This is a genomic window from Allobosea sp. CRIB-10, assembly GCF_900112185.1.
Taxonomy (GTDB): Bacteria; Pseudomonadota; Alphaproteobacteria; order Rhizobiales; family Beijerinckiaceae; genus Allobosea.
In genome coordinates this window covers 22,250-36,119 of record NZ_FOKP01000019.1, presented here as the reverse complement: position 1 = coordinate 36,119, position 13,870 = coordinate 22,250, and the positions used below count along the sequence as shown (strand labels likewise).

Annotated in this window: 13 protein-coding genes; 4 read left to right on the top strand and 9 right to left on the bottom strand. The window is 67.6% G+C overall.

Annotated features, from left to right (window positions below):
• Positions 1-5: 5 nt before the first annotated feature.
• The 5 genes from BMZ69_RS21250 to BMZ69_RS21230 form a co-directional block, all read right to left on the bottom strand.
• The gene (locus BMZ69_RS21250) at positions 6-1,022 is read right to left on the bottom strand and encodes an ABC transporter ATP-binding protein (RefSeq protein ID WP_092160459.1); all 1,017 of its coding nucleotides are present in this window, start codon (positions 1,020-1,022) and stop codon (positions 6-8) included.
• Positions 1,019-2,002 carry an ABC transporter ATP-binding protein gene (locus tag BMZ69_RS21245; RefSeq protein WP_092160458.1) on the bottom strand — a complete coding sequence of 328 codons (984 nt, stop codon included), beginning with the start codon at positions 2,000-2,002 and terminating at the stop codon, positions 1,019-1,021. The genes BMZ69_RS21250 and BMZ69_RS21245 overlap by 4 nt, the downstream gene beginning before the upstream one ends.
• A gap of 2 nt (positions 2,003-2,004) precedes the next feature.
• The gene (locus tag BMZ69_RS21240) at positions 2,005-2,934 is read right to left on the bottom strand and encodes an ABC transporter permease (protein ID WP_092160457.1); all 930 of its coding nucleotides are present in this window, start codon (positions 2,932-2,934) and stop codon (positions 2,005-2,007) included.
• Positions 2,931-3,908 carry an ABC transporter permease gene (locus BMZ69_RS21235; RefSeq protein ID WP_092160456.1) on the bottom strand — a complete coding sequence of 326 codons (978 nt, stop codon included), beginning with the start codon at positions 3,906-3,908 and terminating at the stop codon, positions 2,931-2,933. Before BMZ69_RS21235 ends, BMZ69_RS21240 begins: the two co-directional genes overlap by 4 nt.
• A 147-nt stretch (positions 3,909-4,055) precedes the next feature.
• Positions 4,056-5,657, bottom strand: a complete 1,602-nt coding sequence (locus BMZ69_RS21230) for an ABC transporter substrate-binding protein (RefSeq protein ID WP_092160455.1) — start codon at positions 5,655-5,657, stop codon at positions 4,056-4,058.
• 203 nt (positions 5,658-5,860) lie between these two features.
• Here BMZ69_RS21230 and BMZ69_RS21225 point away from each other — a divergent pair, with 203 nt between their 5' ends.
• Entirely contained in the window at positions 5,861-6,793 is a 933-nt protein-coding gene (locus BMZ69_RS21225; protein WP_092160454.1) for a LysR substrate-binding domain-containing protein, read from the top strand.
• Between the two features lie 29 nt (positions 6,794-6,822).
• Here BMZ69_RS21225 and BMZ69_RS21220 read toward each other — a convergent pair whose 3' ends face one another.
• Both BMZ69_RS21220 and BMZ69_RS21215 read right to left on the bottom strand, forming a co-directional pair.
• Positions 6,823-7,059, bottom strand: a complete 237-nt coding sequence (locus BMZ69_RS21220; RefSeq protein ID WP_038361355.1) for an Lrp/AsnC ligand binding domain-containing protein — start codon at positions 7,057-7,059, stop codon at positions 6,823-6,825.
• Positions 7,060-7,110: 51 nt separating this feature from the next.
• Complete coding sequence (locus BMZ69_RS21215) at positions 7,111-7,950, bottom strand: alpha/beta hydrolase (protein ID WP_092160452.1); 840 nt, start codon at positions 7,948-7,950, stop codon at positions 7,111-7,113.
• Between the two features lie 157 nt (positions 7,951-8,107).
• Here BMZ69_RS21215 and BMZ69_RS21210 point away from each other — a divergent pair, with 157 nt between their 5' ends.
• Entirely contained in the window at positions 8,108-9,115 is a 1,008-nt protein-coding gene (locus tag BMZ69_RS21210) for an asparaginase (RefSeq protein WP_092160450.1), read from the top strand.
• A 14-nt stretch (positions 9,116-9,129) separates the two neighbouring features.
• On the opposite strand, the gene BMZ69_RS21205 is transcribed toward BMZ69_RS21210, so the two are convergent.
• Both BMZ69_RS21205 and meaB read right to left on the bottom strand, forming a co-directional pair.
• A complete protein-coding gene (locus BMZ69_RS21205) occupies positions 9,130-10,506 on the bottom strand; it encodes a TIGR03808 family TAT-translocated repetitive protein (protein ID WP_175506920.1) in 1,377 nt (458 codons plus the stop codon).
• 62 nt (positions 10,507-10,568) lie between these two features.
• Positions 10,569-11,543, bottom strand: coding sequence for a methylmalonyl Co-A mutase-associated GTPase MeaB (gene meaB / locus BMZ69_RS21200; RefSeq protein WP_092160445.1), 975 nt, complete (start codon positions 11,541-11,543; stop codon positions 10,569-10,571).
• Between the two features lie 125 nt (positions 11,544-11,668).
• Between meaB and BMZ69_RS21195 the strand changes: the two genes are divergently transcribed.
• Together BMZ69_RS21195 and BMZ69_RS21190 are read left to right on the top strand one after the other, a co-directional pair.
• On the top strand, positions 11,669-12,763 hold the full coding sequence (locus BMZ69_RS21195; protein WP_092160443.1) for an alpha/beta hydrolase: 1,095 nt from the start codon (positions 11,669-11,671) through the stop codon (positions 12,761-12,763).
• Between the two features lie 82 nt (positions 12,764-12,845).
• On the top strand, positions 12,846-13,847 hold the full coding sequence (locus BMZ69_RS21190) for an alpha/beta hydrolase (protein ID WP_092160441.1): 1,002 nt from the start codon (positions 12,846-12,848) through the stop codon (positions 13,845-13,847).
• The last annotated feature ends 23 nt before the right edge of the window (positions 13,848-13,870 follow it).

Genomic DNA, 13,870 nt, shown 5'->3' with positions numbered 1-13,870 from the left:
AGGCGCTAGGCCGCCAGCGCCCCGACACCGCCATCATGCAGATGGCAGGCGGCGACATGCCCCGTCGCGATCTCCTTCAGCGCCGGGCGCTCGGCCCTGCAGCGCGGGCCGGCCTGCGGGCAGCGCGGATGGAAATGGCAGCCTGACGGCGGATGCAGCGGCGAGGGGATCTCGCCCTTCAGCGGAGCGAAGCGCTTCTTGCGGGCGCTGATCGACGGCACATTGGCGAGCAGCGCCTGCGCATAAGGGTGCTGCGGGCCCTTGAACAGTTCGCTTGCCGGCGCCGCCTCGACCACGCGGCCGAGATACATGATCACGACCCGGTCGGAGAGGTGGCGGACCACCGAGAGATCATGGCTAATGAAAAGATAAGTCAGGTTAAGTTCGTCGCGTAGCTTCATGAAAAGATTCAGGACCTGGGCCTGAATCGATACATCAAGTGCGGCGACGCTCTCGTCGCAGACGAGGAATTGCGGCTTGACTGCCAGCGCCCGTGCAATGCCGATGCGGGCGCGCTGGCCTCCGGAGAACTGGTGCGGATAGCGGCGGCGATAGGTCGAGTCGAGGCCGACCCGGTCGAGCATCTCGGCGACATAGGCGTCCTGCTGAGCCTTCGGCACCAGCCCGTGCACGACCGGTGCCTCGCCGACGATGTCGGTGACGCGCAGGCGCGGGTTGAGCGAGGACATCGGGTCCTGGAAGATCATCTGGATGGCGAGCGTCGCCGCCTTGCGCTCCTCCGCCGACATCTCGTCGGTGTAGCGGCCGCGCCAGGAGACGCGGCCGGAGCTGGCATGGTGGACGCCGGCGACGACGCGGCCGAGCGTCGACTTGCCGCAGCCGGACTCGCCGACGAGGCCGACGACCTCGCCCTGGCGGATCGAGAGGTCGACGCCGTCGACGGCGTGCACCGTCTGCTCGCTGTAATTGGCGCCGAGCAGATTGGCGAATTTCGAGGCCGTGTCGAGCGGCTTGGTGAAACGCTTCGAGACGCCTTCAAGTGTGAGGATCGGCGTACTCATGCCGCAACTCCGGCGAGGTTCAGCGGGTGGTGGCAGCGCACGCCGCGCTCGCCCGGGAAGGGGGTGACGTCGGGGGCGATGGCGAGGCAATCGGCCTGCGCGTAATCGCAGCGCGCCGCGAAGGCACAGCCTTGCGGCAGGCGCGCCAGCGAGGGCGTCGAGCCCCTGATCTGGCGCAAGGGCGCGCCGGGCTCGCCCTCGGCCGGCAGCGAACCGAGCAAACCGTTGGTATAGGGGTGAAGGGGTGCGTCGAGCACCGGATCGACAGCGCCGGTCTCGACGATGCGGCCGGCATACATCACCGCGATGCGGTCGGCGAGGCCGGCGACGACGCCGAGATCATGGGTGATCCAAACCAGCGCCGTGCCGGTATCGGCGCAGAGGCTCTGCATCTCGGCGAGGATCTGGCTCTGGATGGTGACGTCGAGCGCCGTGGTCGGCTCGTCGCAGATGATCAGAGGCGGGCGGTGCAGCAGGGCGATCGCGATCGCGACGCGCTGGCGCATGCCGCCGGAGAACTGGTGCGGATAGGCGTTGAGCCGCTCCTCGGGCGAGGGGATGCCGACCTTGGCGAGGGCGTCGCGGGAGCGTTCGCGCGCCGCCTTGTGCGAGACCTTGTCATGGGCGGTGACGGCCTCGATCATCTGCGTGTCGACGCGCAGGACCGGGTTCAGCGTCATCATCGGGTCCTGGAAGATCATCGCGACCTCGCGGCCGCGGACCTTGCGGAAGCCCTCCTCGTCGAGCCCGACCAACTCCTTGCCGTTTAGCTTGATCGAGCCCTCAACGATCCTGCCGGGCGGATCGATCAGGCCCATCACCGAGAAGCCGGTGACCGATTTGCCCGAGCCGGACTCGCCGACGAGGCCGAGCACTTCGCCGCGCTCGACGCGAAAGGAGACGCCGTCGACCGATTTCACCGTGCCTGCGCGGGTGAAGAAATGGGTCTTGAGACCGCTGACTTCGAGAACTGGCGCCATGCTCACTTCTCCAGCCGCGGGTTGAGCACGTCGCGCAGGCGGTCGCCGACCAGGTTGATCGAAACGATCGTCATGAGCAGCGCAAAGCCGGGGAAGACCGAGATCCAGTAGCTGCCCGAGAGCATGTACTGGAAGCCGTTGGCGATCAGCACGCCGAGCGAGGGCTCGGTCTGCGGCAGGCCGACGCCGAGGAAGGACAGCGTCGCCTCCAGCGAGATGGCATGGGCGGTCTGCACGGTGACGATGACGATCACCGGAGCCAGGCAGTTCGGCAGGATGTGCCGGAAGACGGTGCGGGCATGGGACAGGCCGAGCGACTGCGCCGCCTCGACATATTCCTTGCGCCGCTCGACCAGGGCCGAGCCGCGCACGGTACGGGCGTAATAGGCCCATTGCACCATCACCAGCGCGATGATGATCTTGTCGACGCCCTTGCCGAGGCCCGCCACCAGGATCAGCGCGACCAGCACCGACGGCAGCGAGAGCTGCAGGTCGACGAGGCGCATGATCGCGTTCTCGGTCCGCCCGCCGGCATAGGCCGCGATCAGGCCGACCGCGGCGCCGAGCGTCGCCGCCAGAATGCCGGAGAAGGCGCCGACCATCAGCGAGATGCGCAGGCCGTAGAGGATGCCGGAGAGCAGGTCGCGCCCGACGCCGTCCGAGCCGAGCCACATGGTGAAGCCCTCGCCGGCGGGCGAACCCGGCGGCTGGCGCGAATCCATCACGTCGACGCTGGCGAGGTCGTAGGGATTCTGAGGCGCGATCAGCGGCGCGGCCACGGCGAGCAGCACGATCAGGATGAAGAGGGCGAGCCCGAACAGGGCCAGCCGGTCCTCGATGAAGGACCGGACGAAGCGCCGGAACGGCGTTTCCTCCTTGGCGGGTGCAGCCGGCGGCGTGGCCGCGGCGGAGGGCAGGGCGGCTTCGCTCATGATGTCGCCTCCGTCAGGCGCACGCGTGGGTCGAGGGCCGAATAGACCAGGTCGACCAGGAGGTTGATGGTGACGAACAGCACGACGACGACCATGACGTAAGCCACGATCACCGGCCGATCGAGCCTTGTGATCGCTTCCAGCAGCAGGCGGCCCATGCCGGGCCAGGCGAAGATCGTCTCGGTCACCACTGAGAAGGCGACGAGCGAGCCGAACTCCAGCCCGAGCACGGTCACGATCGGGATCATGATGTTCTTGAGGATGTGGACGCCGATAATGCGGCTCTGCGACAGGCCCTTGGCCCGCGCGAACTTGACATAGTCCATGAGCGCCGCCTCGCGCGCGCCGGCCCGCGCCAGGCGGATCACCAGCGAGATCTTGAGCAGCGCCAGGTTGAAGGCGGGCAGGGCGACGTGCTGCCAGCCCTGAAGCGAGAGCAGCGAGGTCTCGAAGCCGAGGATCGAGACGGTCGGTCCGCGCCCGGTCGCCGGCAGCCAGCCGAGGCTGACCGCGAAGGTCAGGATCAGCATCAGGCCGACCCAGAAGGTCGGCAGCGAGAAGCCGAGGATCGAGACGGCCATGATGAAGCGCGACAACCGGCTCTCCGGCTTCAGGCCGGCATAGAGGCCGAGCGGCAAGCCGATCACGATCGCCAGTACCAGCGCGACGAAGGCGAGCTCCAGGGTCGCCGGCATCCGGTGCAGGATCAGCTTGATCGCGGATTCGCCATGGACGAAGGAGCGGCCGAGATCGCCCTGGGCGGCGTTCTTCAGGAAGACCAGGAATTGCTCCCAGATCGGCCGGTCGAGCCCGAGCGCGCGCGCTGTCTCGGCGATCTGCTGCTGGTCCATCTCGGGCGAGATCAGCATGTAGATGGGATCGCCGACGACATTCACGCCGAAGAAGACGATCACGAGCATCGCCGCGATGACGAAGAGGGCTTGCGCCAGGCGGCGCAGGACGAATGCCAGCATGGTCCGGTGCCTTCCGGATCGGAGTGCGGAACATCACCCCATTCGGCGGGGCCGATGGGGTGACGTCTTCGCATTTCAACAAGAAAAGAGTGTCGCGCGGTCCGGACCGGGCTTCAAGCCGGTTCGGACCGGGATCGACAGGTCCGGTCAGTCCTTACGGATGCCGGTGGCGAGCGTGTACTCGTCGGTACGGGCCTGCACCTTGACGCCCTTGCGCGAGGCCCAGGTGTTCAGCTGGAAATGGGTCGGGATCAGGCCGACATCGTTCATGCCGATATCCATCGCCTCGGCCAGAGCCGCATCGCGCTTGGAATCGTCTACGGTGCGCAGCGCCTCGACGAGCTTGGCGTCGAAGGCCGGGTTGGAGTAGCGGCCGCGATTGGTCGCACCCATGCCCTTCTGCGGATCGAAGGTGGCGAGCAGCGCCTTCAGCGAGTCCGAGGATTCGCCGGTGCCGGCGCCCCAGCCGACGAGGATGAAGGAAAACTCCGGCACATTGCCCTGGCCGCCCTGCGAGGCGCGGGTGAAGAAGTTCGCCGACGGCAGCGTCTCGACCTCGGTCTCGATGCCGAGGCGCGAGAACATCTGCGCGACAGCCTCGATGATCTTGGTGTCGTTGAGGTAGCGGTTGGTCGGGCCGTGCAGCTTCATCTTGAAGCCGTTGGGGTAGCCGGCCTCGGCGAGCAGCTTCTTGGCGCCGTTGAGGTCGTAGGCCACCGGCTTCAGCTTCTTGGAGGTGCCGAAGAAGCCGTCGGGCAGGAGCTGGCCGGCGGGGATCGCCTCCTTCTCCATGATGCGGTCGACGATGCCCGGCCGGTTGATCGCCATCGACAGCGCCTGGCGGACTTTGAGGTTGCGCAGCGGGTTCTTGATCTCGGAACCGTCCTTGCCCTTGATGAAGGGCGAGACCTCGCGGAAGTGATCCATGTGGAAGTAGATCACCCGGTTCGAGACCGTGCTGGCGACGCTGAGCTTGGCATCGCCCTTGAGCCGGGCGACATCCGAGGTCGGGACGTTCTCGATCACGTCGAGATCGCCGGCGAGCAGCGCCGCGACGCGGGTCGGGGCCGAGGTGATCATCCGGAAGGTGACCTTCGACCACGGCTCCTTGCCGCCCCAGTAGCTCTCATTCGGGGTCAGCACGACGCGGTCGCCGGCGACATATTCGGCCTGCTTGTAGGCGCCGGTGCCGCCGGTGGTGCACTTGCCGAGGTTGAAGTCCTCGGTGGTGGTGTCCTTGCACTTGGCCGGGATGATGCCGAAGGTCGAAAGGTCGGTCGGCACCAGCGGCGCCGGTGTCGCGGTCTTCACGCGCACGGTGAAGTCGTCGACCTTGGTGAACTCCTTGCCGCGGACATAGGCGGAGAAGCTCGACGGGCTCTTCGGCACGTTCGGGGCGCGCTGCATGGTGGCGATCACGTCGTCGGCCGTGAACGGCGTGCCGTCATGGAACTTGACGCCCTGGCGCAGCTTGAACTCCCAGGTCGTGTCGTCGATCGCCTTCCAGCTCTCGGCGAGGAGCGGCTTCAGCGCCTGCTTCTCGTCCTGGCCGACCAGCGGCTCGTAGATGTGCCGCGACAGCATGTTGTTGGGCGAGACGTTGTGATAGTGCGGGTCCATCGCGCTGAGCTCGGCCGACAGGCCGATCTTCAGCTCCTGGGCCGATGCCAGGCCGGCAATGGTCATGACCGGAGCCGCCAGAATGGCGAGCTTGAGAGCTTTCAGCCCGTTGGCGCTGAACGTTTTCATTCCGAACCTCCCGATGGCTTCGAGGCGCCATCTTTAACAACTGAGCCGCGGCTGGCGAGTCGCCGGATTGGCCGGTCTGCCCCTGATCTCGCCCGCCCGGGCTTGTAGAACGATTTTGTATACCTGTAAATTATACGGCGCGCGCTTTGATATAATCTCACCGCATAGGCGGATGCGGCGTGCGGATAGGGCGGGACGCGATCATGGCGAACACGGCGAGCGCCGACCGGCGGCCTCCGAGCTTGCGAGAGCTCGAAGTGCTCCAGGCTATGATCGCGACCCGCAAGACCGTGGCAGCAGCGCAGATGCTCGGGATTTCGCAGCCCGCCGTATCGCGGGCGCTCGCGGCGCTTGAAGCGCATGTCGGCCGCCCGCTGTTCGCGCGTGAGGGCGGCAGGCTCGTGCCCACTGCAGATGCCTTTGCGCTGGACGCGGAGGCGCAGCCGATCTTCGCGGCGCTCGACCGGCTGAACCGTTGGCCCGGACAATCCGTTCAGGCGAGCGTGCTGCGCATCGCGACGCCGCCGACCCTGGCCCAGTTCGTCCTGCCGCCGGTTCTGGCGGAGTTCCGCCGGCAGGAGCCCGACGTCGTCGCGAATGTGGAGATCGATACCAGCTCGACCGTGATCACGCAGGTCGCCGACCGCGCCGCCGATCTCGGACTCGTGGACATGTCGGCATCGCATATCGGCATTCATGGCAAGGCTATCCGGGAAGCCGTCGCGCATGTGCTGATGCCGGAGGATCATCCGCTCGCCGACCGCGATGTCCTCGGGCCTCAGGACCTCGCCGAAGAGCCGATCATCGCCCTCGCACGGCGCTTTCCCGAGCGCATCAAGGTGGAGCAGGCCTTCGCCGACGCCGGCGTGGCTCTGCGCCTGGTCGGGGAGGGCACGGCAGCCGTCTTCGTCGCCGAGATGGTCCGGCAGCGCGTCGGCGTGGCCTTGCTGAACCCGTTTCCGCTGACATTCGGCGGCATGCAGGGGCTGGTGGCCCGCCGCTTCGCGCCGGCCATCGCCTACCGGACGATGCTGCTGTTCCCGTCCGCCGGCTCGGTCGCGCCCGCGGCACGACGCTTTGCCGACCTGCTCGTTGCGATGTTGCCGGAGGACGGCCTCACCATGCCGATCAGATAGAGCCAATCTGATCGGAACCGGCTCTTGGCTCAGAACGCCTTGAAGGTGATGATCGTGTGGGTGTCGGCGATCTCGGGGATCGACTGCACCTTCTGGGCGACGAAATGGCCGATGTCGACATCGGCGGCGACATGGAACTTGGCCAGGATGTCGTAATTGCCGGCGGTCGAGTAGATTTCCGAGGCGATCTCGCGATCGGCGAGTTCGCTGGCGACCTCATAGGTCTTGCCGAGCTTGCATTTGATCTCGACGAAGAAGGTCTGCATCGCTTGGCTCCGGAATCCTGACGCCTCTCGATAGCCGCTGGTGCGGGCGGGTCAAGCGCCTGCGAGTTCCGCGATACGCCGCGTCATCGCGTTCTGCGGGTCGGCGAGGCCGGCGATCACCGTGAAATGGTTGGCGCCGTCGATCTCCTCATAGCGCGTGCGTACGCCCTCCAGGCCCCAGACATCGGTCAGCCTACGGCTCTGCTTGAGATATTCGGCGCTTTCGGCTCCGCCGACGACTGCATCCATCACCAGCCCGGACGGCGCCGGCCAGAACAGCGGGCTTTCGCGCTCGGCGCCTTCCATCGTCAAACCGAGCGCCTTGTTGATGCTGGTCTCGGTCAGCGGCTTCAGATTGTAGAGGCCGGAGATGCCATAGGCGGCCGGCACGACCTGGTCCGGGAGCTTGGCGTCGACATTCCCCCAGTCGGTCGCCAGCAGGCAGGCCGAGAGCTGGCCGCCGGCCGAATGCCCGGCCGCGACCACTGGCAGGTTGTAGCGCCGCCAGATCGCCGCTGCGGCCTGCTGCAATTCCCAGACGATATGGCCGACCTCGACCTGCGGGCAGAGATCGTAGCCCGCGACTGCGACAGGAACGCCGCGCAGGTTCAGCCCGCGCGCCATATGCGAGAAGAAGCTCGGATCGAGCGCCTGCCAGTAGCCGCCATGGATGAAGAGCACGATCGCCTGGCTCTTCACCGCTTCCGGCTTGAACAGGTCGTAACTCTGGCGTGGGCCCTCGCCATAGCGGACCCCGAGCTCGCTGACCGCGACCTCGCGATAAGCGGCGGCATCGCGGGCCCAGCCGGCGATGATGCCGGGGTGCTCGGGAACGCGGGCGCGGTTGTTGTATTCGACTTCGTAGTCGGGGGCCGTGCTGCTGTCGGTCATCTGATCCTGGGCCGCGCCTCATCGGGCACGACATCTGCTCATGTTTGCGGACGGGCGAGGGCGCCGACCTGCCCCATGCCCGCACTGTGCGCCATGGGCTTTGACAGGTCGAGAGACAAACGCGACAAGGCGGTGCCCGTTCCGCCGGAGATGCCAGATGGACAATCCCGTGCTCGCAGAAGTCACCCGCGGCAGCACCGTCGAATCGCGCCATCGCGGCGCGGCGATCGTCGTCGATGCGGACGGGGCGGTGGTGCTCTCGCTGGGGGATGTCGAGCGCCCGGTGTTTCCGCGTTCGGCGGTGAAGGCGCTGCAGGCCTTGCCGCTGCTGGAGAGCGGTGCCGCCGACCGCTACGGCCTGACGCCGACCGAGATCGCGCTCGCCGTCTCATCGCATTCCGGCGAGGAGCGCCATGCCGAGACCTCGCTCGCTATGCTCAGGAAGGCCGGCCGCGACGCCTCCTGCCTCGAATGCGGCGCGCATTGGCCGATGGGCGAGGCGGCAGCGCGTGCGCTCGCCAAGGCCGGCCGCGAGCCGAGCGCGCTCAACAACAACTGCTCCGGCAAGCATGCCGGCTTCGTCTGCCTGTCCTGCGGCATCGACGAGGACCCCGCCGGCTATGTGAAGGGCACGCATCCGGTCCAGCAGGCCGTGCGTGCCGCGCTGGAGGAGGTGACCGGCGCCCCGCACACGGCCGAGCTGTCCGGTACCGACGGCTGCTCGATCCCGACCTATGCGGTGCCGCTGAAGGCGCTGGCGCTCGGTTTCGCCCGCTTCGGCACCGGCAATAGCCTCGGCCCCAAACGCGCCGAGGCGGCCCGGCGTATCCGCGAGGCGGTTGCCGCCAACCCGTTCATGGTCGCCGGCACCGGCCGCTTCGACACCCGCTTCATGGAGGTCTTCGGCGCTCGCGCCTTCATCAAGACCGGGGCCGAGGGGGTCTATTGCGGCACGCTGCCGGAGCTCGGCTATGGCATCGCGCTGAAATGCGACGATGGCGCCGGCCGCGCCACCGAGATCGCCATGGCTGCGCTGGTCGAGCGCTTCCTGCCGCGGCAGGACGGTGACGAGGCGGCCTTCGCGCCGTTCCGCGAGACGGTGATGAAGAACTGGAACGGCATCGAGGTTGGCCGTGTCCATGCGGCGGAAGCGCTGCGCACCTGATAGAGCGCTGCACGTCAGCCGACGGTGTTACCTTCGACCCGGATGCCGGCGGCGCGCTTATCCTCGCCCTTGGTCAGGTCGCCGGTCACCGCCTTGCCGAACTCGGTGCCGACCACGGCGCCGATCTTGACCTCGCTGATCACATTGTTGGCGATCAGCGCGTTGCGCTCCTTGGGGACCAGCGAGACTGAGATGCCGATCCCGGTGCGCCGGACGACGTTGCCGGTCGCGACGAGGTTGCGCATCGCCCAGGACCAGCCGAGCGTGATGCCGACATCGCTGGCGTTCTCGACGACATTGCCGGTGACCGCCGCCTCCGCCTCGACATGCAGGCCGGCGCCGCCGGCCAGGATCTTGCCTTTCGGCGCCAGCCCCTTCTGGGCGTTGCGGATGATGTTGTTGGCGAGCACTGCGAGCCGCCCGCCATGATCGAGATTGGTGATGCTGACACCCTGTGCGCAATCCTCGACCAGGTTGTTCGCGATGATCGCGCCCTCGAAGGCGAATTCGGAATAGAGCGCGGTCTCGCCGCAGCGCCGGCCCTGATTGCCGAGGATCTGCACGTTCGAGCCGGAATTGTTGCGGATGAAGGTCAGCGCGCAATCGCGCAGCGTATTGCCCTCGACCACCACGCCGCCGGCCCGGAACAGGCTGATGCCGTTGCCATACGGTCCGTCGCCGCCGGCATCGTTGCGGATGCGGTTGAGCCGGTTGCCGCGAATGAGGCTCTGGTCGTCGCCGGCCTGGCCGCGCCACAGCTGGATGCCGTTGTTGCCGCAATCCTCGACCGTGTTGCCCTCGATCGAGAGGCCGCGTGAATCGAACGAGAACAGCGCCGAATCCCGCATCGAGCGGAAACGGTTGCGCTCGATGCGTCCGGCCGTGCGATTGAGCGTGAGGCCGACCGAGCCGGCATTGGCGAATTCGCAGTCGGAGAGGGAGAAGTCGAGTACATCGTCGATATTGAGTAGGCCGGTGCGCTGGTCGAGCTTCATATCGAGGCCGTCGAGCACGATCCCGGAAATCGCCGCGCGCTTGATCCGCCGCGCCAGCAGGAGCGATCCCGCCTGCGCGGCGATGAACTGCGTCGCGCCGGGCACGCCGATCAGGCGGGCGTTCTCGGGCAGAACGACATTGGCGATGCGATAGCGGCCGGGCGCAACCAGCAACGGCGCCTCGCGCTTGACGGCCTCGGCGAGGGCCGCCTGGAGCGCACGCGATTGGTCTTCGGTCGCGCCGGGCCGCAGGCCGAACTGCGCTGCTTCGAGGCCCAGCGTGCCGAGCGCGGCCGACATGCTGGCCCGCGGCGACTGTGCCAGGGCGGGACCAGTCGTTGCTGCTACCGTGCCGAAAAGGGCCGTCCGCAGCCAGTCGCGGCGCGAAAGCGTCATCAGAGCCTCCATTTTGGCTGAAAGGCTTCAAGAGGCGTGCCGCGGCGGGCCGTTGGGTCGGATTACAGCCCGAGCGCCTTTGCGATCTCGTCGGCGGCGGCAGTCGGCGCCATCTCGCCTGCGGCGACCGCGGCTTCCAGCTTCGGCGCGCGCGCCTTCAGGGCCGGATCGTGCCGGAGCTTGGCCTGCAAGCGGTCCTGCACCATCGCCCACATCCACTTAACATCCTGCCGCCGGCGCTTCTCGGCGATAAGGCCCTTGGCCTCGAACCGGTTGCGATGTTCCTCGATCTTGGCCCAGAGCGCGTCGAGGCCGGCGCCGGTCAGGCCGGAGATCGTCACCACCGGCGTCGACCACAGCGTCGACGCGGGAGCGAGGATGTGCAGCGCCGCCTTGTACTGCGCCGCTGCGGCGCGCGCGGCGGTCGCCCCCTCGCCGTCGGCCTTGTTGACCGCGAGCATGTCGGCGAGCTCGATGATGCCCTTCTTGATGCCCTGCAATTCGTCGCCGGCATTGGGCAGCATCAGCACCAGGAAGAAGTCGGTGAGATCGGCGACCGCCGTCTCCGACTGGCCGACACCGACCGTCTCGACCAGGATGACGTCGAAGCCGGCGGCTTCGCAGAGCAGCATGGTCTCGCGCGTCTTGGCGGCGACGCCGCCCAGCGTGCCGGAGGAGGGCGAGGGGCGGATATAGGCGTGCGGATCGATGGCGAGCCGCGCCATGCGGGTCTTGTCGCCGAGAATCGAGCCGCCGCTGCGCGTCGAGGACGGGTCGACCGCGAGCACCGCGACCTTGTGGCCCTGGCCCGTCAGATAGCTGCCGAGCGCGTCGATCGTGGTCGATTTGCCGACGCCGGGCACGCCGGTGATGCCGACGCGGATCGCCTTGCCGGTGTGCGGGAGAAGGCGTGAGAGCAGGGTCTGCGCCTGTTCGCGGTGGTCGGCGCGCCGGCTTTCGGCGAGCGTGATGGCCCGCGCCAGCGCCGCGCGCTCGCCCCTGAGAATCGCATCGCCGAGCGCTGTGAGGTCGACCATACCCGCTGGTAGCAAGAGAGTGTCCGCAGCGGAAGCGAGGCTTTCGGAGACCGATCCGCCGTCCACGGTCTTGCAAAGCGGACGGGACGGTGAGACGAGTCGCGTCGGTTCGGAGAGCGTGTTTCGTGCCCAGCCTGCGGTCTTTCGTTGTCGTTTCGTTGGTGTCGCTCGTGCTTGCCGCCTGCGGCGGCCCGCCGCGCGTCCTGGTCGTGTCGGGGGCAAAGCCGGAGGACACCGCCGGTACAGTCCGCATCTTCGTCGCGACCTCGCGCGCCTCGACCAAGCAGCCCGAATATTTCAGCGGCGAGCGCAGCGCGGCCGTTGCCTTCGCACGGCTCGACATCAGCATCCCCCGCAGCCATCAGGTTGGCCAGCTCGAACTCCCGGGCAGCGTCACGGCTGCCGGCGATCCGGCCAGCCATTTCACCGTCGCTGACGTCAAGCTCCTCTCCGAGCCGGAGATGTTGAAAGACGTAAAGGGTGCAGTCGCTCAGCGGCCGCAGGCCGACCGCGAGGTGCTCGTCTTCGTCCACGGCTTCAACACGAATTTCGCCGATGCCGCCTTCCGCTTCGCCCAGATCGTCACCGATTCCGGCTTCAAGGGCGTGCCGGTGCTGTTCACCTGGCCGTCGCGGGCGCAGCTTTTCGCTTATCCCTATGACCGCGACAGTGCTGATTTCTCGCGCGATGCGCTCGAGACGGGTCTGCGCGTCATCGCTCGCGATCTCGGCGCCAACCGCTTCGACATCCTGGCGCACTCGATGGGAACGCTGCTGACGGTCGAGACCTTGCGCCAGGCGGCGATCCGCGGCGATGGCAGCTTTGGCGGCAAGCTGCGCAACGTCATGCTGGCGGCCCCTGACATCGATCTCGACGTCTTCAAGACCCAGCTCGCCGCGATCAAACGGCCGGTCACCGTCTTCGTCTCCTCGGATGATCGGGCGCTCGATTTCTCGCGCCAGTTCGCCGGGGACAAGGCCAGGCTCGGGGCCATCTCGGAGAAGGATACCGAGATCGTCGCCGATCTCAGCCGCGCCGGGGCAAGGATCATCGACCTGTCGAAGGATCGCAGCGGCGACGACTACAACCACGGCAAGTTCGCGACGACCCCGCGCGTCGTTCAGATGATCGGAAAGCGGCTCAGTGCCGACGGGATCGATGGCGGTACGCTCGGCGCCGGCCGCACTGAGCCGCAGGACTTTGCCGCCCGCGACAAATAGCTGCCTAATTCTGGCCGCGTTGGTCTGGCCTTAAGGGTTTGCGGCCAGAAGGTCCGCGCACCCCCATATCCGGACTTCGCCAGTGACCTCGCCTTCGCGACACGCCGTTTCACGCCGCTCCTTCGTCGCCCTGCTCGGGGCGGGACTGGCCGGCTGCGCGCAGAGCGAAGCGTCCGTCTCCCCCTTCGTCGGGCCGGCGGACTCTTCAGCCTTCGGCAAGGAGCCGCAGCTGCTGGTTGCGACGACACGCAGGCCGACGGGCGATCGCGCGCCTTATTTCGGCTCCGAGCGCGGCAGCGGCTTGACGTTTGCCGAGGTCAGGCTGTCGGCGCCGGGTCGCGGCGTCGCGGCGCAGGTGAGTTCGGTCGTCAGCGGTGATTGGGCTGTGCTCGGCGTGACCCGCCGGACCGCGAGCGATGCCGCTCGCGCCTTCTCCGAAGCGGCGACCGGCCGCGATGTGCTGCTCTATGTCCACGGCTTCAACGAGACCTTCGAATCGGCCGCGCGCAGCGCCGGCCAGCTCTCGCATGCGCTCGCCTTCGAGGGCCGCACGGCGCTGTTCACCTGGCCGTCCGGCGGCGGGCTGCTCGCTTATGCCTATGATCGCGAGAGCGCGCTCTGGTCGCGCGACGGCTTCGTCCAGACCCTGAAGGCGCTGGTCGCCAACCCGACGATCGGGCGGATCAACATCGTCGCGCATTCGATGGGCAGCTTCCTGACGCTGGAAGGCCTGCGCGAGTTGCGTGATTTCGAGGGCCTCTCCGACCGGATCGGCGCGGTCGTGCTGGCTTCGCCCGATGTCGACATCGACGCCTTCGAGCAGACCGTGCCGCGGCTCGGCTCCATCGCCCAGCGCATGACCGTGATCATCGATCCCGGCGACAAGGCGCTCGCTGTCTCCTCGCGCATCGCCGGCGGCGTCGCCCGTGCCGGCGCCGCCGACCGCGAGCGCCTGGAGCAGCTCGGCGTGCGCGTCGCCGACACGGCCGGCCGCGGCTGGAGCCTGCTGCGCCACGACCTCTTCCTGTCGAACAGCGAAGTGACGCAGGTCGTTCGCCGCGCCATCGACCGGGCGCGAGCCTGAGAACGGAGGCCGAGCCTCCGTCC

Excerpts from the sequence above, each read along its gene's own strand:
- BMZ69_RS21250 (WP_092160459.1), bottom strand. The coding sequence starts at position 1,022 with ATGAGTACGCCGATCCTCACACTTGAAGGCGTCTCGAAGCGTTTCACC.
- BMZ69_RS21245 (WP_092160458.1), bottom strand. The coding sequence starts at position 2,002 with ATGGCGCCAGTTCTCGAAGTCAGCGGTCTCAAGACCCATTTCTTCACC.
- BMZ69_RS21240 (WP_092160457.1), bottom strand. The coding sequence starts at position 2,934 with ATGAGCGAAGCCGCCCTGCCCTCCGCCGCGGCCACGCCGCCGGCTGCA.
- BMZ69_RS21235 (WP_092160456.1), bottom strand. The coding sequence starts at position 3,908 with ATGCTGGCATTCGTCCTGCGCCGCCTGGCGCAAGCCCTCTTCGTCATC.
- BMZ69_RS21230 (WP_092160455.1), bottom strand. The coding sequence starts at position 5,657 with ATGAAAACGTTCAGCGCCAACGGGCTGAAAGCTCTCAAGCTCGCCATT.
- BMZ69_RS21225 (WP_092160454.1), top strand. The coding sequence starts at position 5,861 with ATGGCGAACACGGCGAGCGCCGACCGGCGGCCTCCGAGCTTGCGAGAG.
- BMZ69_RS21220 (WP_038361355.1), bottom strand. The coding sequence starts at position 7,059 with ATGCAGACCTTCTTCGTCGAGATCAAATGCAAGCTCGGCAAGACCTAT.
- BMZ69_RS21215 (WP_092160452.1), bottom strand. The coding sequence starts at position 7,950 with ATGACCGACAGCAGCACGGCCCCCGACTACGAAGTCGAATACAACAAC.
- BMZ69_RS21210 (WP_092160450.1), top strand. The coding sequence starts at position 8,108 with ATGGACAATCCCGTGCTCGCAGAAGTCACCCGCGGCAGCACCGTCGAA.
- BMZ69_RS21205 (WP_175506920.1), bottom strand. The coding sequence starts at position 10,506 with ATGACGCTTTCGCGCCGCGACTGGCTGCGGACGGCCCTTTTCGGCACG.
- meaB (WP_092160445.1), bottom strand. The coding sequence starts at position 11,543 with ATGGTCGACCTCACAGCGCTCGGCGATGCGATTCTCAGGGGCGAGCGC.